Source organism: Streptomyces sp. NPDC091416 (genome assembly GCF_044756845.1).
GTDB lineage: Bacteria > Actinomycetota > Actinomycetes > Streptomycetales > Streptomycetaceae > Streptomyces.
Genome location: NZ_JBIVTU010000003.1, coordinates 417,335 through 436,186, shown reverse-complemented (window position 1 = coordinate 436,186; position 18,852 = coordinate 417,335). Strand labels below are relative to the sequence as shown.

Genomic DNA, 18,852 nt, shown 5'->3' with positions numbered 1-18,852 from the left:
AGCCCCCAGGTTCTCGGCTGTGTTGACAGTAGCCCGCTGTCAGATGCCCTGCGACTATTCGCCAGCCTTCGCCAGGGGGCGCCACGTTCTCTGCCATGGGCAGACAGGTGTCAGGTAGGAGTGCGCCACCCCGCCCGGCAGCCCTAGGTACTCCCCAGGGTGCCGAACGGCCGCCGGCCGGGGCGGCGCACGCAACTTGTCGGCGCACGAAGGGATCTGTCTCGCCCATGTACACAGCATCGTCCTCCGTGTCCGCCCCGCCCCGGCCGCTGCGTCCCCTGGGAGCGGGTGGCGGACCGTATCTCGACCCCCGCGCCGCCGTCCCCGCGCCCGGCATCGTCCGGACACGGCGCGTGGCAGGGCCGGGTGCCCCCTCGCTCAGCGGAAGACTGGACCTGTCCGGTCCGCAGGGTGCTCAGCTGAGGATGGCGATCGCCTCGGTGCACCGGATCTGCCCGGAGTTCAACCCGGTGCAGGTACTGCGACGCAGCGGCCGTTCGGTGCTCCTCGTCGGGTCCACCGGCCGCGCGACGGCGGTCGCCAAGTGTTTACTGGACCACTCCCCCGCGTGGTCGGAGCGGTTCCGCCACGAAATAGCGGCATACCGGGCGTTCGTCCGGCACCGCCCTCCGGTCCGGGTACCCCGGCTCATCGCAGCGGATCCGGAGAACTGCACCCTGGTCATCGAGCGGATGCCCGGACGGGTGGCGGCGCTGACGAGGCACCCGTCCGAGGCCCCGCCGAGGGCGGATCTGCGTGCGGTGCTCGGCGCGGTCAGCCGGGTCAACGCCTGGCGTCCGCCGCCCGGTCTGTTCGACGCCCCGCTGGACTACGCGGCACGGATCGCGCGCTATCACGAGCTCGGTCTGTTCACCGACCGCGATCTGGGCGACCTGCAGAAGCTGCTGCACGGCCTCGCTCACGCCGGGGGCCGTCAGGGCATGGGCCAGTTCTGTCACGGTGACGCGCTGCTCTCCAACATCCTGCTTTCACCCACCGGTCCGGTACTGGTGGACTGGGAGCACGCGGGCTGGTACCTGCCGGGCTACGACCTGGCGACGCTCTGGGCGGTTCTGGGTGACGCGCCGGTGGCGCGACGTCAGATCAGTCAGCTGGCCCAGGTCGCGGGTCCCACGGCGCGGGACGCGTTCCTGGTCAATCTGATGCTCGTGCTGACACGGGAGATCCGTACGTACGAGACGGCCCTCCAGCGGGCCATGCGGGACACCAGCGCTCCGGCCCGGACCGGGCAGGACCGTCCGGGTGTGCTCTCCTCGGGCGAGGAGCAGCGGCTGCTGCTGCGCCGCTTGCACGACGACTGCGCCATGGCGCGGAGTGCGGTTCGAGCCGCGGTCGGCACTCGCTGACCTGTCCCACGGGGATGCGCGCTGCGGGTCCGGTGCCGACACACCGGGCCCGCAGCGCGCTTGTGCGCCGGCCCGCTCGCTGGGGCGGTGCAGCCGCTCAGTGGACGCGGACGATGTCCACGTCGGATGCCTTCACGAAGGCGATGCGGTGGCCTATCTGGACCGTCACGTACTTCTCCTTGCCTCGGAAGTAGGCGTGGTCCAGGGGGTAGGAGGAGTCGATCGTCGGTGCGTAGAAGAAGCCGGTGGGGGCCTCTCCGCCGCCGGGATAGGACTGGCCGGCCTTGATGGTGTACTGCAGGGCCGTGCCCACCCGCTGATCCGCGAAGCCGGCGGGGTACTCGGACTTCTCCGGGTACGCGACGCCGTACACCGGCACCTCCGCCTTGCCGGCCTTCGGCTTGACCACGTAGCCGGCTGTGGGGGTGGTGGTGCGGGTACGGGCCGGGGTGCTGAACCAGGCCTTCTTGCCGTACCACCAGATCGCCGTCCAGCCGGGTGCGTGGTCGGCGACGACCGCCTGCTGGGTGGCGCTGATCTTGCTGCCCCAGTCGGCGGCGCAGTTGGTGCCGGGCGAGCCGTCCGTGTGCAGGCCCGGGTCGGAGAAGAGCGGCGCGTCCGCGGAGGGTTCCGTGTGCAGCGGCACGGCGCTGGAGCCCTGTACGGGGAGGTCGATGCCCTTCTCGCAGTCGCGGAAGGCCTGTTGGTTGTCCTTGAACCGCGGGCTGACGGTGACGAGTTCGCTGCCCTTGCGGGCGGTCGGCACGGTGGGCTTGCCGAGGAGCGCCATGAAGCGGTTCCAGTCCCAGTAGGTGCCCGGGTCCCAGTGCATGTTCTTGGTGCCGGCGGCGCTGGTGGGCGGCACCCCGTCGTGGCCGATGATGTGCTGGCGGTCGAGGGGGATGTCGTACTTGGCGGCGAGGTAGCGCACGAGCGCTGCCGTCGAGCGGTACATCTCGGGGGTGTACCACTTCGCGCCCTCGGTGGCGACACCCTCCTGCTCGATGCCGATCGAGTGGCTGTTGACGTACCAGTTCCCGGCCTGCCAGGCGACGTCCTTGTTCTTCACCATCTGTGTGACATGGCCGTCGCCGGAGCGCACGACATAGTGGGCCGAGGTCTGCTTCAGCGGGTTCTGGAAGATCTTCAGGGTGGTGTCGAAGTCCTCCTCCGTGTCGTGGAGAACGATGAACTTGATCTTGTTGCTGTGCGGCCGGTCCGCGGTGTCGTAGTTGCCGTACGTCTCCTTGTCGGCCGGATCGCCGGTCTGCTGGTAGGCGGCCGGGACCCAGTCGCAGTCGAGACCGCGCGGGCACTCGGGCCGTACCCCGTCCGCGCCCGCGTGTGCCGCGGGACTGAGCAGCGCGAGACTCAGTGCGCCGACGGTGGTCAGCGCGAATGCGCGTCCGGTCCTCTGCTTGGACGTCATGACAACCCTTCTTGGAGCTGGGCGTTTCCCGAGCCGTGCGTGTCGAGAGGTGTTCGCGTTCCGATCTTGCGTTCCGCTGTGCGCGCACACTCTCCGACCTGAGGTGATGGCACGTCAAGGGTGTGGTGGGGGCCGCGGTTCGAGCCAGTGGACCAGACCACTGGCAGGTGCTCCGACCTGCGAAGGGAAAGCGCCGACGAGATTCTGGCGGTGCCGTGTTACCTGAGTTTTACGCAGCGGGCGGCCGGTCGACGCGCCCCCGCCCCTCCCTCGAACGAGCGCACTTCTTGTGTGACTAATGGCGGCTGTGCGTGCCTCGAACGGCCGAAGGGTAGTGCTGGCGCGGACACGAACGATCCGCGTGACGCTCACGCGGAGGCTCAGCGAAAGGCCGGACGCACATGGCACAGCCCTTCACCCTGCCGGACTTCTATGTTCCGTATCCGGCGCGCCTCAACCCGCACGTCGAGGAGGCACGGCAGCACACGAAGACGTGGGCGCGGGCCATAGGGATGCTGGAGGGTTCCGGCATCTGGGAGGAGAAGGACCTCGACTCCCACGACTACGCGCTGCTGTGCGCCTACACCCACCCCGACTGCTCGGCCGAGGCGCTGTCCCTGGTCACCGACTGGTACGTGTGGGTCTTCTTCTTCGACGACCACTTCCTGGAGCTGTTCAAGCGCACCCCGGACCGGGAGGGGGGCAAGCGCTACCTGGACCGGCTGCCCGCGTTCATGCCGATGGAGCGGGGCGCGCCGACGCCCGAGCCGGAGAACCCGGTGGAGGCGGGGCTGGCGGACCTGTGGGCGCGGACGGTGCCGGGGATGTCGGACGCGTGGCGGGTGCGGTTCGCGGAGGCGACGAAGAATCTGCTGAACGAGTCGCTGTGGGAGCTCGCCAACATCAACGAGGGCCGCATCGCGAACCCCGTCGAGTACATCGAGATGCGCCGAAAGGTGGGAGGCGCCCCCTGGTCGGCGGGGCTGGTGGAGTACGCGGCGGGTGCGGAGGTACCCGAGGCGGTCGCCGGCGAACGGGCCCTGCGTGTCCTGCGCGACGCGTTCTCCGACGGCGTCCATCTGCGCAACGACCTGTTCTCGTACCAGCGGGAGGTCGAGGAGGAGGGCGAGAACAGCAACGGCGTTCTGGTCCTTGAGCGCTTCCTCGGCTGCTCGACGCAGGAGGCCGCCGAGGCGGTCAACGATCTGCTGACGTCCCGGCTTCAGCAGTTCGAGAACACGGCACTGACGGAACTGGGCCCGCTCTGCGCGACGAAGGGCCTCGACCCGGCGCAGACGGCGGCGGTGCTCGCGTACGTCAAGGGACTGCAGGACTGGCAGTCCGGCGGTCATGAGTGGCACATGCGCTCCAGCCGCTACATGAACGACGGCGGGGCCGGAGCGGCCACGCCGGGATTCGGGATGGCCGCCGCGTCGCTCCGCCTCACCCCCCGGTCGGAATCCGCCAGGCTCCGCAGTCACACCCATCTGCCGTATCAGCATGTCGGCCCGTCCCTGCTGCCCGACTTCGATCTTCCCTTCGGCACGACCCTCAGTCCGCATCTGAACGGGGCCCGGGAGCGGCTGGTCGAATGGTCGGACCGGATGGGCATCCTCCGGGCCCAGCCCGGGGTACCGGGTTCGCACATCTGGGACGAGGAACGGTTGCGGGCGATCGACCTGCCGCTCTGCGCGGCCGGCATCCACCCGGACGCCACCCCGGACGAGCTGGACCTGTCCTCGCGGTGGCTGGCGTGGGGGACCTACGGCGACGACTGGTTCCCGGTGGTGCACGGGCGGACCCGCGACCTGGCGGGGGCCCGGCTGGCCAACGAGCGCCTGTCACTCTTCATGCCGCTGGACGCCGGCTCGGTCCCCGAGCCCGTCAATGCGCTGGAGCGCGGTCTCGGCGATCTCTGGGAGCTCACCGCCGCGCCGATGGACGACAGCAGCAGGCGCGCGTTCCGCAAGACCGTCGAGGACATGACGGCCAGTTGGCTCTGGGAGCTGGCGAACCAGGCGCAGAACCGGATTCCCGACCCGGTGGACTACGTCGAGATGCGCCGCATGACCTTCGGCTCGGACCTGACGATGAGCCTGTGCCGGCTGGGCCACGGCAGGAAGGTGCCTCCGGAGATCTATGAGAGCGGCCCGCTGCGCTCCCTGGAGAACGCGGCGGCCGACTACGCCGCACTGCTCAACGACCTGTTCTCGTACCAGAAGGAGATCGAGTACGAGGGTGAGGTGCACAACGGCGTCCTGGTCGTGCAGAACTTCTTCGGGGTGGACTATCCGACCGGCGTGGCGGTCCTGTACGACCTGATGAAGTCGCGGCTGCGACAGTTCCTGCACGTCGCCGAGAACGAACTCCCCGTCCTGTACGACGACTTCGGCCTCGACGCCGAGGCGAGGGAGATCCTGGCCGGTTACGTCCAGGAGCTGAAGCACTGGATCGCGGGCATCCTGATCTGGCACCGGGACTGCAGGCGCTACCGCGAGGAGGATCTGCGCCGGGGCACCGCGGCCCCGTGGCACCTGAGCGGTCCCACGGGGCCCGGCACCTCGGCGGCGCAGGTGACCGCGTTGTTCGCTCAGCTCTCGGGGGTCAGCGTGTAACGGCGTCCCGCCCGGGCCCTGATGACCTTCTCGCCGCTCGTGAACAGCGTGCTGCGTACGGTCACCTCCCGGGTGCGGCCCGCCGTGATCACCGCACGGCGGGCCTTCCCGGCGGCCCATTCGATGTCGACGGTGAACCCTCCGCGGGCGCGCAGCCCGCGCACGGAGCCGTCGGGCCAGGCGGCGGGCAGTGCGGGGAGGATCTCGACGGTGTCGTGCTGGCTCTGCAGCAGCATCTCCGCGATGCCGGAGGCGGCACCGAAGTTCCCGTCGATCTGGAACGGCGGGTGGGTGTCCCAGAGGTTGGGCAGGGTGGAGCTCTTCAGTTGTTCCGCGAGCACCCTGTGGGCGTGGCTGCCGTCCCGCAGCCTCGCCCAGAAGTTGATCTTCCAGGCCTTGGACCAGCCGGTGCCTCCGTCACCGCGGGCGCTCAGGGACACTGCGGCGGCCTCGGCCCAGGCGCTCCCCGCCTCGATCTGCCGGCCGGGGTGGAGGCCGAAGAGGTGCGAGACGTGGCGGTGGGTGTCGGCCGGATCGTCGCGGTCGGCCTTCCACTCCTGGAGCTGCCCCCAGGACCCGGTGCGCAGGCCGGGATCCAGGCGGTCGAGTGCCGCTTGGACACGGTCGCGGAAGGCGGGGGCGTCGCCGAGGGTCCGGGCGGCCTCCAGCGTGCTGGTGAGGAGGTCGTGGACGATCTGCTGGGACATCGCCGCGCCGGCGGTGAAGTCCCCGTGCTCGGGCGAGTAGCTCGGGGTGACGACCAGGAGCCCGTCGCGCGGGTCCGTTCGCAGGTTGGCGAGCCAGAATTCGGCGGCCTCCTTCATCGCCGGGTAGGCGGTGGAGCGCAGGTAGCGGGTGGAGCCGCTGAAGCGGTAGTGCTCGTACATCTGCTGGGTGAGCCAGGCGGCGGCCTCGGGGAACCAGAAGGCGGTGGACCAGTCGTGGACACCGGTGAAGCCGTACGGGTTGGTCTCGTTGTGCACGACCCAGCCCGCGGTGCCGAACATCTCCTTCGCCGTCCTGCGGCCGGGCTCGCGCATGGCCTCGATGTAGCGGTCGTAGGGGGCGGTGGTCTCGGCCAGGTTGGTGACCTCGGCGAGCCAGTAGTTCATCTGGAGGTTGATGTTGGTGTGGTAGTCGGCGGACCAGGGCGGGCTGGTCGCGTTGTTCCACACGCCCTGGAGGTTGGCGGGCAGCGAGCCGGCCCGCGAGGAGGCGATGAGCAGGTAGCGGCCGTACTGGAAGAAGAGCGCCTCCAGGGCCCGGTCCGCGGCGCCCGCTCGGCCGGTGTAGGCACTCAGCAGCTGGTCGGTGGGCAGGTCGGGGAGGTCCTGGCCGATGTCGAGGGCGACCCGGTCGAAGAGGGTCCGGTGGTCGTCCACGTGGGCGGCGCGCAGGCTCTCGTACGAGGCGCCCGCGGCGGTGTCGACGGCTGCCGTGACCTTCCGGTGCGGGTCCTCGCCCCGGTAGGCGGGGTAGGTGTCCGCGTAGTCGGTACCCGCGGCGAGGCAGAACCACGCGTGGTCGGCGCCGGTGACGGTGAGACTGCCGTCGGCCCCGGCGGTGACCTCGCCGCCCGAGGTGCGGACACGGATCTGGGCCTCGAAGCGCAGGCCGTTGTCCTGGAGCGCGCCGCGGACGGTGAGCCGGTCTCCGGCGGCGGTGGCGGTGCAGTCGCCGCGCGGCGAGGTGTAGCGCAGGGTGAAGGTCACGTGCCCCGGGCTGTCCGCCGTCAGCCGGCCGGCGATGACGGAGGCCGGGTGGGAGACGAAGAACTCCCTGGTGTGGGCCACCCCTTCGTGTGTGTAGGCCACGGACGCCAGGGCAGTGCGCAGGTCCAGGGCGCGCCGGTAGGAGGCGTCGGGAGCGGCAGGCGCGTCCGGTACGTCGAGGTGCAGTTCACCCAGGACCTGGTAGGCGCCGTAGCCCCGGCGCGGCTGTCCGAGTTCGGCGGCCACGGCGTCGGGGCCGAGCGATCCCTCGCGGTCGAGGCGCTCCTGCACTCCGGCGAGGGCGCCGGGCCTGGGGGCGGTCCAGTTGCCGAAGTCGTATCCCTGGGCCGAGCCCGGTCCGCCGGTCCAGAGCGTCTTCTCGTTGAGGGTGAGGAGTTCGGAGGCGAGCGTTCCGTGCACGCTCGCGCCCAGGGCCCCGCCTCCGATGGGCAGCGACTCGCGCTCCCAGTCGGCGGCGGGCGCGCGGTAGTGGAGCACCGGGTTCGGCAGCTCCGCCTGCCACCCAGCAGTCACCGATTCATCGGAGGTAACGGAGGCGGCTGCCGTTCCGGAAAGGGCGGGAACTCCCCATGCCAGAGACCCAGTTACACCGATCGCCGTCTTCACTGTGGTACGTCGCGTCATCCCGGATGTCATGCCGAATGACGCTAGAGGTCCGACGACTGACCCGACAAGACACATGACAAAGCGGCCCCTTGGACAGAGGCCGCGTGTACTTGGACGGAAATGACGTGCCCGGAAGACCCCCGGGCCGGCTCAGCCCTGCTGGAAGAGCTCCGCGGGCAGCGGCTTCAGGAGGGTGTACAGATCATCGGTGATCGGCCGGTCCCAGCTGGCGATGGTGACGAGGACACCGTCGCTGCGGTCGAACTGCACACAGGAGATACGGCTCTCGGAGAGCTTGACCCGGCGGACGATCAGCAGGTTGTCGCCCTGCATCACGGGCATGTCCTCGGTGCCGGTGACCTCGACCGGCTCGTCGTTCTCCAGCGCGAGCAGCAGCTGGGCGACCTCGAAGGGGACCTGGCCCTCCTCCGTCTCACGGGCGGGCGAGCCCTCCGGGAGATTGCCGATGATCATCGCGGGGCCGCGGCCGCCGAAGAGGTCGTAGCGCAGGAACACACCCTGACAGCTGCCGTCGGGAGCGGGCAGCAGGCCGGCGCCGAGGTTTCCGGGCCAGTCGCCCGGGTCCATGGCCAGGACGTCGAAGTCGGGGCCCGCGGGTGTGGCGGCGCTACGGCGGCGGAGGAAGGACATGGAGACATGTTACGTGTCCGGGGCCGCCTCGCCGAGCCGGGCCCGGGCGGGCCTGTGCTGCCCGGGCCTCCGGCAGCACCATCGTCACGCCCTGCCCGACTCCGAGGCCAGTGCCTCCAGCACGGCGACGGCCTCGGCGGACCGCTCGTACGGGACGAAGAGGTGGTCGTGATGGAACCCGGCCACCACGTTGCAGCTGATTCCCGCGTCGGTGAGGGCCAGCGAGACGGCGGCGGTCAGACCGACGGCCTCCAGGGCCGAGTGCACACGGAGAGTGATCCAGCCGGTCACGTAGGAGTACGGCAGCCCCGCCGCCAGGGCTTCGGCTTCGGGGAGTACCAGGGTGAGGCCTTCGGCCTCACCGACCGTGACGACGGGAGCGACACCGTCGGGTACGCCTCCGTGGGGCACGGTCGCGTAGACGTAGCGCCCGGGATGCAGCTCAGGGCGCAGGTCGCTCAGCAGGACGCGAAGATCGCTTTCACCGGTCACACCCACCACGCTACCCAAGGTGTGCGCGCCGCTGCTCGTGCGGGCGCGGGCCGGTGCGCACGGTCTGCCCCACGGGGGCCGAAGGACCGGATGCGCTCGTTCCGGGGCCGGTCACCGCGGGTCGAACCCGCCGTGCCGGGCGTTCACGACGAAGGTGCGCCATTGCGCGGGAGTGAAGACCAGCGGCGGGCTGCCGGTGCGCCCGGCGTTGCGCATCGCGATGAATCCCTCGACGAAGGCGATCTGGACGTCTCCGATGCCCTGACTGCCGGAACGCCACCGGGCGTTGCCGAGGTCGAGTTCCGGCTTGCCCCAGCGGGCGAAGTGCTCCTGGGGCGTCGTCCTGGTTGCCATGTCGGCTCCTCCCGCTCGTCCTTGCGGCCGGGAGAGAGCCTAGTGCCGCTGTGGGCAGCGTTGGCCCGTATCGGAGCGGCGTCCGGTGCGTGCTCGCGGCCTGCCGGCCGGGAGCCCTCGTACGGGACGCACTCGGGCTTCCGTCCGGTGCGGCGGGCGTGCGTGCCGGGCGTCACGACGGGGCAGACGTTGCCTGCCACGGCACCACCAGCGTGGGCGTTCCCGGACAGGCCGCGGTGCGCGGCGGGTGCGGCCTGTCCGGGAGGGCCCGGGTCAGCCCGTGGGCGGTTCGGCGCCGACGAGCCACATCGAGAAGAACTGCGCCCCGCCGCCGTAGGCGTGGCCGAGCGCGCGGCGCGCCCCGTCCACCTGGTGCTCGCCCGCCCGTCCCCGTACCTGGAGCGCGGCCTCGGCGAAGCGGATCATCCCGGAGGCGCCGATGGGATTGGTGGAGAGCACGCCGCCCGAGGGGTTCACCGGCAGGTCGCCGTCGAGTTCGGTGACTCCGGCCTCGGTGAGCTTCCAGCCCTCGCCCTCGCCCGCGAAGCCGAGGTTCTCCAGCCACATCGGTTCGTACCAGGAGAAGGGCACGTACATCTCGACGGCGTCGATCTCCCGGCGCGGGTCGCTGATCCCGGCCTGCCGGTACACATCGGCGGCGCAGTCCTTCCCGGCCTGCGGCGAGACGAAGTCCTTGCCGGCGAAGAGGGTCGGTTCGCTGCGCATCGCGCCGCCGTGCACCCAGGCGGGCGGATGCGGTGACCGGTCGGCGCCCGCACGGTCGGTGAGGATCATCGCGCAGGACCCGTCGGAGGACGGGCAGGTCTCCGAGTAGCGGATGGGGTCCCAGAGCATGGGCGCGGCCTGGACCTTCTCCAGGGTGATGCCGGCGTCATGGATGTGCGCGTACGGGTTCTTGAGCGCGTTGCGCCGGTCCTTGTACGCGACGAGCGAGCCGACGGTGTCCGGCGCCCCGGTCCGCCGCATGTAGGCCCGCACATGGGGGGCGAAGAAGCCGCCCGCGCCGGCCAGCAGCGGCTGCTGGAACGGGATGGGGAGCGAGAGGCCCCACATGGCGTTGGACTCCGACTGCTTCTCGAAGGCGAGCGTGAGGACGGTCCGGTGCACGCGGGCCGCGACGAGGTTCGCGGCGACGAGCGCGGTCGAACCGCCGACCGAGCCCGCGGTGTGGACCCGGAGCATGGGCTTGCCGACCGCTCCGAGGGCGTCGGCGAGGTAGAGCTCCGGCATCATCACGCCCTCGAAGAAGTCGGGGGCCTTGCCGATGACGACCGCGTCGATGTCCGCCCAGGTCAGCCCGGCGTCCTGGAGGGCGGCCACGGCGGCTTCGCGGACAAGGCCGGCGAGGGAGACGTCGCGGCGGGCAGCGACGTGCTTGGTCTGGCCGACGCCTACGACGGCCACGGGCTCCTTAGGCATGAGCACTCTCCCCTTCGAGGACGGCGACCAGGTTCTGCTGGAGGCACGGGCCGGACGTGGCATGGGCGAGCGCCCGGTCGGACTCGCCGCGGTGGATGCGGGCGGCGGCCTCGCCCAGGCGGATCAGCCCGGCGGCCATCACCGGGTTGGCGGCCAGCGCGCCGCCGGACGGGTTGACCCTGACCTCGTCGCCCAGGCCGAGCGCCTTGCGCAGGACCACTTCCTGGGAGCTGAACGGGGCGTGCAACTCGGCGGTGTCGACGGGGCGTTCGAAGGCCCCGGCGCGTTCGGCGGCGAGCCGGGTCGAGGGCGATTCGGTGAGCTCGCGCACGCCGAGGGCGTGCGCCTCGATGCGGTGGTCGATGCCGCGGATCCAGGCGGGCCGCGGGCACAGGGCCCGTGCGGTGTCCCCCGCGGCCAGGATCACGGCGGCGGCGCCGTCGCCGATGGGCGGGCAGTCGCCGGTCCGCAGCGGCCGGACGAGGTAGTCACCGGCCGGGACCGGCCCGCTGAGCTGCGCGTGCGGGTTGTCCGAGGCGTCCGCACGGCTGCGCGCGGCGACGGCGGCGAGCGCGGCCTCGTCGGTGTCGCCCGCGTCGATCAGCGCCTGCGCCTGGAGGGCGGCGAGGGCGACGGAGTCCGGCCACAGCGGAGCGGTGTAGTACGGGTCGAGCTGCCGGGTGAGGACGTCGCGCACCTGGCCGGGCGAGGACTTCCCGTACGAGTAGACGAGCGCGGTGTCCGCCTCGCCGGTCTGGATCTTCACCCAGGCCTCGTACAGGGCCCAGGCGCCGTCCATCTCGACATGGGACTCGGAGATGGGCGGATGGGCGCCCACACCGTCGAGCGCCATGGTGAAGGAGAAGGCGCGGCCGGCGAGGTAGTCGCTGGAGCCGGAGCAGGTGAAGCCGATGTCGCTGGTCCTCAGTCCCGTCGCGTCGAGGACCTCGTGCAGGACGGGCATCAGCATCTCGACTTCGGAGAGTTCGTCGGTGCGCCGCAGATGGCCGGTCTGCGCGAAGGCGACGATCGCTACGTCTCGCATCTAGACCAGCTCCTTGTACGCGTCGTAGTCGGCGTCGGGCTCGCCGGTGGGCCGGTAGTGGTCGGGGTGACGGTTTCCCTCCGACCAGACGGGTTCGACCCTCAGTCCCATCCGCACCTGGTCGTACGGGATGCCGCCGATCCGGGCGTGCAGGGCGAGGTCCGCGCCGTCCAGGGCGATGTGGGCGTAGACGTAGGGCACCTCGATGTCGAGGTTCTTCGCCTTGATGTTGACGACGCAGAAGGTGGTGACCGTGCCTCGGGGCCCGACCTCGACCCGTTCGTCGGTGGCGACGCCGCAGGTGGGGCAGGCGCCGCGCGGCGGGACGTACACCTTGCGGCAGGACGGGCAGCGTTCCCCGACGACGCGCCGGTCCGCGAGCGCTTCGAGGTACGCGCTCTGCGCACGGCCCGGCGAGTAGGTGTAGTCGAGGCGGGCGGGGGTGACGATTCCGGTGACCGGATCCGCGAACTCACCGTCGTGCGGGGCGGATCCGCCGGGTTCACCCTCGTACGGTTCGAAGCAGGCGATGTCCGTGATGGCGCCGGTGCGGTCCTCCGCCCAGCGGACACGGACGCGCATGCCGGTGCGGACGGCATCGGGCCCGGGTGCGTCCAGGACGTGCAGGAGCGCGGTGTCGGCGCCGTCCAGGCGGACGAGCACCCAGGCGAAGGGGGTGTCGAGCGGCTGGTCGCGTCGGGGGTGCGGGTTCCAGGCCCAGGTGGTGACCGTTCCGGTGGCCGCGACCTCGGCCAGGTCCCGGATCTCCTCGGCGGTGACGGGGTCGTACTCGACGGGCGGGACCAAGACCTTGCCGTCCGCGGTCCGGACGCCGAGCACGGTGCGTTCGCGCAGTCCGGTGAGGAAGGCACTCTGGACCGGGCCGAGGGAGCGGGTGAAGGGGAATTCGACCACCAGCGGTGCGCTGAGGACTTCGGGCACGGGTGCTCCTATGGGTCAGGCCCGCCGGTACACGGGCGGGCGCTTCTCGGCGAAGGCGCGTGCGCCCTCCTTGGCGTCGGCGGTGGCGAAGACGGGCCAGCCGCGCTTGAGTTCGGCGGCGAGACCGTCGGTCTCGGTCATCTCCGCCGTCTCGTACACCGAGGCCTTGACCTCCTCGACGGCGAGCGGCCCGCAGGCGTTGATCTGCTCGGCGACGGCGAGGGCCGCTTCCAGTGCGGTGCCGTCGGGCACGACCCGGCCGATCAGCCCGATCCGGGCCGCTTCGTCCGCCGAGTAGGGGCGGCCGGTGAGCAGCATTTCGAGCGCGTGGGTGCGGGCGATCTGGCGCGGCAGCCGCACGGTGGAACCACCGATGGGGAAGAGGCCGCGGCGGACCTCGAAGAGTCCGAAGGTGGCGCTTTCGCCGGCGACACGGATGTCGGTGCCCTGCAGGATCTCCGTCCCGCCGGCCACGCAGTGGCCCTCGACGGCGGCGATGACCGGCTTGCGGGGGCGGTGGTGGCGCAGCATGGCCTTCCAGTGCAGATCGGGGTCGGCGGTCATCCGCTCCCGGTACTGCTCGCCCTCCATTCCCTTGCCGGCGAGGGCCTTGAGGTCCATGCCGGCGCAGAAGCAGCCGCCGGCTCCGGTGAGGACGACGGAGCGGACCTCCTCGTCCTCGTCCGCGGCCAGCCAGCCGTCGTACAGGCCGACCAGCATCGGCAGCGAGAGCGCGTTCTTGCTCTCGGGCCGGTTCAAGGTGAGCACCAGTGTGGCGCCTTCGCGCTGCACGGTGAGGTGTTCCGTACCGCCCATGGTCTGTCTCCCGTCTCAAGGCTAGAACAGGTTGCAGTAAGCGGGGAAGCAGTTCAATAGTTTTCTGACAGCCAGTCAGATTTCTTCCCGGGCCCCCTTCCCACTTGTGCCGGTCGGCGCTCTAATGACCGCCGAGCCACTCAGCAACCGGGGTCAGGAGGAACGGTGGAGTACAACCTTGCCGACCTGTTCGAATCGGTCGTCGACGCTGTCCCGGAACGTGAGGCGCTCGTCTACCTCGACCATCCCGGAACGGGTGCCGAACGCAGGCTCACGTACGCGGAGCTCGACACCGCGGCCAACCGCATCGCCCACCACCTCATCGAGGCGGGCATCGGTCCCGGCGAGCATCTCGGGCTGCACCTCTACAACGGCATCGAGTACCTCCAGACCGTACTGGCCTGCATGAAGGCACGCATCGTCCCCGTCAACGTCAACTACCGCTACGTGGAAGAGGAGTTGGTCTACCTCTACCGTGACGCGGATCTGGTGGCACTCGTCTTCGACGCGGAGTTCGACGAGCGCGTCGCCGCCGCCGCGCCGCAGGCCCCGAAGCTCCGCCATCTGGTGCGGGTGGGGACATCGGCGGACGGCACCACGGGGCCCGGCGCGGTCGCGTTCGCCGACGCGGAGGCGGCCGGGGACGCCGGGCGCGGCTTCCCGGCCCGCTCGGCCGACGACCAGTTCATCATCTACACGGGCGGCACCACGGGCATGCCGAAGGGCGTGATGTGGCGCCAGGAGGACCTGTTCTTCTCCGGCCTGGGCGGCGGCGCACCGACGGGCGACCCGGTGAAGACCCCCGAGGAGCTGTCCGAGCGGGTGGCGGCCGGCGGGGAGGGCATCACGTTCTTCCCCACTCCCCCGCTGATGCACGGCACCTCGACGCTCACCGCGTTCATCGGCTTCAACTTCGGGCAGCGGGTCGTGGTCCATCGCAAGTACGTGCCGCACGAGGTGCTGCGCACCATCGAGAAGGAGAAGGTCACGAGCGTGTCGCTGGTGGGCGACGCGATGCTGCGGCCACTGATCGACGCACTGAAGGGTCCGCTGAAGGGCACCGACTGTTCGGCGCTGTTCTCCGTCTCCAGCTCGGGCGCGATCATGTCCGACTCGGTGCGGGCGGAGTTCCAGTCGCTGGTGCCCCACGTGATGCTGCTGAACAACTTCGGCTCCTCCGAGTCCGGCTTCAACGGCACGGCGACGGCCGACTCCGGTCCGCAGAACGGCTTCCGGCTCCGGGTCAACGCCCGTACGGCGGTCGTGGACCCAGCGACGTACGAGCCGGTGGTGCCGGGCGAGCCGGGGCGGATCGCCCAGCGGGGCCACGTCCCGCTCGGGTACTACAACGACCCGGGCAAGACCGCCGAGACGTTCTTCCGCAAGGGCGACGAGCGGTGGGTGCTGCTGGGCGACATGGCGACGGTGGACGCCGAGGGCATCGTGACGGTGCTCGGCCGGGGTTCGCAGTGCATCAACACCGGTGGCGAGAAGGTGTATCCGGAAGAGGTCGAGCAGGCGCTCAAGTCCCATCCGGATGTGTACGACGCGCTGGTCGCGGGCGCTCCCGACGAGCGGTGGGGCAATCGGGTGGCTGCCGTGGTGCAGCTGCGCGAGGGCGCCCGGGCCCCCTCGCTCGACGACGTGCAGGCGCACTGCCGCACCCGGCTGGCCGGTTACAAGATCCCGCGCCATCTGGTCATCGCCCCGCAGATCCAGCGCTCCCCCAGCGGCAAGGCCGACTACCGCTGGGCCCGCACGGTCGTCGCGCCCCGCCCGGCCGCCGACTGAGCCGGGGCGAATCACCCGAGTGCCCGGCCCCGCGTCCACGACGGACGCGGGGCCTTCGCCACGGCGTAAGCCATTCGGGCACGCCCCGTGCCCAACCGGGCACCCTGCGTGGCATCGGGGGGTGATCGCCCCTAGCTTCGGCTCATGAGGAAACGACACATCACCAGCCTCGTGAGCATCGCAGCCGCCGCGGCCGCCGGACTGGGCGTCATCGCCCCGTCCGGCCCGGCCGCCGCCGCGGGCGGCCACGTGGTGCGTCCGGGCCAGTCCATCCAGGCAGCGGTGGACGCCGCGCAGCCCGGTGACACCATCTTCGTCCGGCCCGGCACCTACCGGGAGAGCGTGCTGATCACCACGCCCGGACTGACCCTGCGCGGCGCCGGGGACCGTACGGTCATCAAGCCCGGGGCGAGCGAGGACCGGACCGAGAACGCCTGCGCGAAGGCCGGCAACGGGATCTGCGTCCTGGGCACGGCGCAGGACACCGTGGACGACGTGTCCATCAGGTCCCTGACCGTGTCCGGGTTCGCCAGGAGCGGCATCTGGGCGTCGTGGACGGACGGGCTGGAGGTCCGTTCGGTGACCGCCGCGTCCAACAAGGTCTGGGGCATCGCGCAGCAGCGGTCCACCCGCTCCGACCTCCGGCACAACACCGCCCGCTCCAACGGGGACGCGGGCATCTTCGTCGCCAACAGCGTCGACGAGGAAGGCGGAGCCACCGACACCGGCGGGACCCGGGTCCGGGGCAACACCCTCACCGACAACCGGATCGGGTTCACCGCACGGCGCGTACGGAACCTGGTGGTGAAGCACAACACGTTCACCGCCAACTGCAGCGGTGTGTTCGTCGTGGGCGACGAGGGAACGCCGCAGGCCGGCGCCATGACCGTCCGGTCGAACCGGATCGTCGGCAACAACAAGTTCTGCGCCGCCACCGAGCGGCTGCCCGCGATCCAGGGTTCCGGAATCGTCCTGACCGGCACCGAGTCCACCGAGGTGCGGTCCAACGTGATCCGCGACAACGTGGGTGCCACCCCGCTCTCGGGCGGCGTCGTGCTGTTCAAGAGCTTCGTGGGAGCGAAGAACACCGACAACACCATCAGCGACAACACCGTCCTGGGCAACCAGCCGGCGGACCTGGCCGACCAGGACACCGCCGGCAGGGGCAACCGTTTCACCGGCAATGTCTGCACCACCTCCGCACCGGCCGGAATGTGCTGACCGGTGTTCCCCCGCACAAGGAGAAGCGAGACGGCATGACCACCGTGAGCACCACCCCCACCACCACCCCCGTCAAGCCGGTCCCGACCCCGCAGCCGGCCATGCGGCTGCGGGAGATCGTGTTCGGCGCGGCCCGCTCCGCGGCCGTGCGCGCCGCGGCCCGGCTGCGTGTCGCGGACGCGCTGGGTGAGACGCCGGCCACCGCTGACGAGCTCGCCGCGGTGGTCAAGACCGAACCGGGCCCGCTGCGGCGGCTGCTGCGTGCCCTGTCCTGCTACGGCGTCTTCGCCGAGAACGCCGACGGCACCTTCACCCACACCGATATGTCGCGCCTGCTCCGGGAGGACGACCCGAACAGCCTGCGGGACATCTCGCTGTGGTGCACGGAGCCGTGGACGTGGGAGGTCTGGCCCCGGCTGGACGACGCGGTGCGCTCCGGCGGCAACGTCTTCGAGGACGTGTTCGGCAAGGAGTTCTTCGACTACCTCCATCAGGACGCCCACGAGTCGGCCCAGGTGTTCAACCGGGCCATGACGACGTCCAGCATGCAGTCCGCGCTGGATGTCGCCGCGCTGCTCGACCTCACCGGGGTGTCGGTCGTCGCCGACATCGGCGGCGGGCAGGGACACGTGCTGGCGAGTCTCCTGGAGAAGCACCCGTCGGCCAGCGGCACCCTGATGGACCTGCCGGGTGTCGTGGCACGGGCCGACGAGCGGCTGCGGGACGGCGGTTCGCTCGCCGGCCGGGCGTCCATCGTGGCCGGTGACTGCCGCGAGGGCATTCCGGTGGCGGCCGACCTCTACATCATCAAGAACATCCTGGAGTGGGACGACGACAGCACCCGCCGGGCGCTGCGCGCGGTCATCGCGGCCGCCCGTCCCGGCGCCCGGGTCGTCGTCATCGAGAACCTCGTCGACGACACCCCGTCGATGCGGTTCACCACCGCCATGGACCTGCTGCTGCTCCTGAACGTCGGCGGTGCCAAGCACACCCGGCAGAGCCTGGTCGACCGGCTGTCCGACGCCGGGCTGGCCATCGGCGAGATCCGGCCGGTCAACCCGTACCTCCACGCGTTCGAGTGCGTGATCCCCGGCTGACGCGTCCTCACATGACGGGGCCCCGGGCCCGGCCTCGCGGCCGGGCCCGGGGCCCCGTCATGCGGTCACGCGGTGGAGTCGCGCTCCCAGCGGTAGAACTCCTGCGCCATCGCGTCCTTCGGCCCCCGCCAGGTCTGCGGGTCGTAGGGGCTGATGAAGGAGGTGAGCCGGTCGCTGATGTCCTTGAACGCCGGATGGTCCGTCACCTTGGCGATCTCCGGGCCCGGCGGGCGCTCGGACTCGATCAGGTGCAGATAGACGTCGCCGAACTGGAACAGCTTGCGCCGTGTGACGCCCACCAGGTGCGGCAGCTCACTGCTGTCGGAGGCGGCGAAGAGTTCGGCGATGTCCGGCGCCGATTCCGGCGCCATCCGGGCGACGATCAGAGCGTGGTGCATCCGGTGGGACCTTTCTTGGTACGCGGTCCGGGGCCCGGCCGGGAAGGCCGGGCGGGCGGACCGCCGTCGGCGGACGGGGTGTCAGTTGGCCGGGACGGCGGACGCGCGGCGCTCGCGGTCGCGCTGCTCGATCTTGTCCCGGATGAGTTCCATCTGGACACGGGAGTTGCGGTTGATGTTGTCGGTCATCCACGCGTCGTCCACCGGGGCGTCGGGGCGCATGGCGAAGTCCTGCGTCCATCGCATCCGCGTGCCGCCAGGGGCCTCGGCGTACTCCCAGTGGATGTCCATGTGCTGGAACGGGCCGGGCTCGACGCGGCGGGCACGGACGGTGCGTCCCACGCGGTCCGTGGTGCGCTCGGAGACCCAGCTCCACACCTTGTCGTTCTCGTCGGGGTGCATGGTCAGACGGAAGGTGGTCCGCTCACCGTCGCGCTCGATGACCTCGACCGAGGCGTACTCGCTGAACAGCCGGGGCCAGTTGTCCAGGTCGTTCGTCATGTCCCAGACGAGGTCCAGCGGGGCGGCGATGATGATCTCGTTCTCGGTGTGTCCGGACACTTCAGGCTCCTGTCATGAGGCTGTTGTTGACGAGGTCGAGGAACTCGCGGGGGGTCTTGCAGCGGTCGGCGTCGGTCGGCAGCGGCCGTCCGTGCCGGTTCTCCAGTACGCCGACGATGCCAAGGAGGCCCAGCGAGTCGAGGCCGAACTCGTCGAAGGCCGTGTCGGACCGGTTCTCCATCTCGCGGTGGTCGACGGTCAGTCCGGCGCCCTTCTTCATCAGGGACGCGAGCTCTTCGTACGTCAGTCGGTCGGTCATGAGGGGCTTCTCCTTGTCAGGGGGTGTCGGTTGCT

General features: G+C 70.7%; 17 protein-coding genes. 5 read left to right on the top strand and 12 right to left on the bottom strand.

Going from position 1 to position 18,852, the window contains the following annotated elements:
- Nucleotides 1–227 precede the first annotated feature (227 nt).
- Nucleotides 228–1,367: an aminoglycoside phosphotransferase family protein gene (locus ACIQMX_RS12480; protein WP_363069332.1), complete on the top strand. Its 1,140-nt coding sequence runs from the start codon at nucleotides 228–230 to the stop codon at nucleotides 1,365–1,367.
- Between the two features lie 97 nt (nucleotides 1,368–1,464).
- Here the strand turns inward: ACIQMX_RS12480 and ACIQMX_RS12475 are convergent, their stop codons facing one another.
- Nucleotides 1,465–2,796 (bottom strand): peptidoglycan recognition family protein, encoded by a 1,332-nt coding sequence (locus tag ACIQMX_RS12475; RefSeq protein WP_363069330.1) that lies wholly within the window; start codon nucleotides 2,794–2,796, stop codon nucleotides 1,465–1,467.
- A gap of 401 nt (nucleotides 2,797–3,197) precedes the next feature.
- Between ACIQMX_RS12475 and ACIQMX_RS12470 the strand changes: the two genes are divergently transcribed.
- The gene (locus ACIQMX_RS12470) at nucleotides 3,198–5,411 is read left to right on the top strand and encodes a germacradienol/geosmin synthase (protein ID WP_402477117.1); all 2,214 of its coding nucleotides are present in this window, start codon (nucleotides 3,198–3,200) and stop codon (nucleotides 5,409–5,411) included.
- On the opposite strand, the gene ACIQMX_RS12465 is transcribed toward ACIQMX_RS12470, so the two are convergent.
- The 8 genes from ACIQMX_RS12465 to ACIQMX_RS12430 all read right to left on the bottom strand — a co-directional run bounded on the left by ACIQMX_RS12465 (nucleotide 5,387) and on the right by ACIQMX_RS12430 (nucleotide 13,490).
- Nucleotides 5,387–7,621, bottom strand: a complete 2,235-nt coding sequence (locus tag ACIQMX_RS12465) for a glycosyl hydrolase family 95 catalytic domain-containing protein (protein ID WP_402477498.1) — start codon at nucleotides 7,619–7,621, stop codon at nucleotides 5,387–5,389. The genes ACIQMX_RS12470 and ACIQMX_RS12465 overlap by 25 nt on opposite strands.
- Nucleotides 7,622–7,900: 279 nt before the next feature.
- On the bottom strand, nucleotides 7,901–8,401 hold the full coding sequence (locus ACIQMX_RS12460; RefSeq protein ID WP_018550733.1) for a hypothetical protein: 501 nt from the start codon (nucleotides 8,399–8,401) through the stop codon (nucleotides 7,901–7,903).
- Nucleotides 8,402–8,485: 84 nt separating this feature from the next.
- Nucleotides 8,486–8,893, bottom strand: coding sequence for an ACT domain-containing protein (locus ACIQMX_RS12455; protein ID WP_363069326.1), 408 nt, complete (start codon nucleotides 8,891–8,893; stop codon nucleotides 8,486–8,488).
- Nucleotides 8,894–9,004: 111 nt separating this feature from the next.
- A complete protein-coding gene (locus tag ACIQMX_RS12450; protein WP_363069324.1) occupies nucleotides 9,005–9,247 on the bottom strand; it encodes a DUF397 domain-containing protein in 243 nt (80 codons plus the stop codon).
- A gap of 273 nt (nucleotides 9,248–9,520) precedes the next feature.
- Nucleotides 9,521–10,687 (bottom strand): thiolase domain-containing protein, encoded by a 1,167-nt coding sequence (locus ACIQMX_RS12445; protein ID WP_402477114.1) that lies wholly within the window; start codon nucleotides 10,685–10,687, stop codon nucleotides 9,521–9,523.
- A complete protein-coding gene (locus ACIQMX_RS12440) occupies nucleotides 10,680–11,732 on the bottom strand; it encodes a thiolase domain-containing protein (protein ID WP_363069320.1) in 1,053 nt (350 codons plus the stop codon). Before ACIQMX_RS12440 ends, ACIQMX_RS12445 begins: the two co-directional genes overlap by 8 nt.
- The gene (locus ACIQMX_RS12435) at nucleotides 11,733–12,674 is read right to left on the bottom strand and encodes an OB-fold domain-containing protein (RefSeq protein WP_363069318.1); all 942 of its coding nucleotides are present in this window, start codon (nucleotides 12,672–12,674) and stop codon (nucleotides 11,733–11,735) included. It abuts the gene before it with no gap.
- 15 nt (nucleotides 12,675–12,689) lie between these two features.
- On the bottom strand, nucleotides 12,690–13,490 hold the full coding sequence (locus ACIQMX_RS12430) for a crotonase/enoyl-CoA hydratase family protein (protein ID WP_363069316.1): 801 nt from the start codon (nucleotides 13,488–13,490) through the stop codon (nucleotides 12,690–12,692).
- A 165-nt stretch (nucleotides 13,491–13,655) separates the two neighbouring features.
- Here ACIQMX_RS12430 and ACIQMX_RS12425 point away from each other — a divergent pair, with 165 nt between their 5' ends.
- The 3 genes from ACIQMX_RS12425 to ACIQMX_RS12415 all read left to right on the top strand — a co-directional run bounded on the left by ACIQMX_RS12425 (nucleotide 13,656) and on the right by ACIQMX_RS12415 (nucleotide 17,599).
- The gene (locus tag ACIQMX_RS12425) at nucleotides 13,656–15,281 is read left to right on the top strand and encodes an acyl-CoA synthetase (protein WP_402477111.1); all 1,626 of its coding nucleotides are present in this window, start codon (nucleotides 13,656–13,658) and stop codon (nucleotides 15,279–15,281) included.
- A gap of 144 nt (nucleotides 15,282–15,425) precedes the next feature.
- A complete protein-coding gene (locus tag ACIQMX_RS12420) occupies nucleotides 15,426–16,502 on the top strand; it encodes a nitrous oxide reductase family maturation protein NosD (protein WP_402477109.1) in 1,077 nt (358 codons plus the stop codon).
- Between the two features lie 35 nt (nucleotides 16,503–16,537).
- Nucleotides 16,538–17,599 (top strand): methyltransferase, encoded by a 1,062-nt coding sequence (locus ACIQMX_RS12415; protein ID WP_363069310.1) that lies wholly within the window; start codon nucleotides 16,538–16,540, stop codon nucleotides 17,597–17,599.
- A gap of 65 nt (nucleotides 17,600–17,664) precedes the next feature.
- Here ACIQMX_RS12415 and ACIQMX_RS12410 read toward each other — a convergent pair whose 3' ends face one another.
- The 3 genes from ACIQMX_RS12410 to ACIQMX_RS12400 form a co-directional block, all read right to left on the bottom strand.
- Nucleotides 17,665–17,997, bottom strand: coding sequence for a TcmI family type II polyketide cyclase (locus ACIQMX_RS12410; protein WP_363069308.1), 333 nt, complete (start codon nucleotides 17,995–17,997; stop codon nucleotides 17,665–17,667).
- Nucleotides 17,998–18,078: 81 nt separating this feature from the next.
- Entirely contained in the window at nucleotides 18,079–18,558 is a 480-nt protein-coding gene (locus ACIQMX_RS12405; RefSeq protein ID WP_363069306.1) for an SRPBCC family protein, read from the bottom strand.
- 1 nt (nucleotide 18,559) lies between these two features.
- The gene (locus ACIQMX_RS12400) at nucleotides 18,560–18,817 is read right to left on the bottom strand and encodes an acyl carrier protein (protein WP_363069304.1); all 258 of its coding nucleotides are present in this window, start codon (nucleotides 18,815–18,817) and stop codon (nucleotides 18,560–18,562) included.
- Nucleotides 18,818–18,852 lie beyond the last annotated feature (35 nt).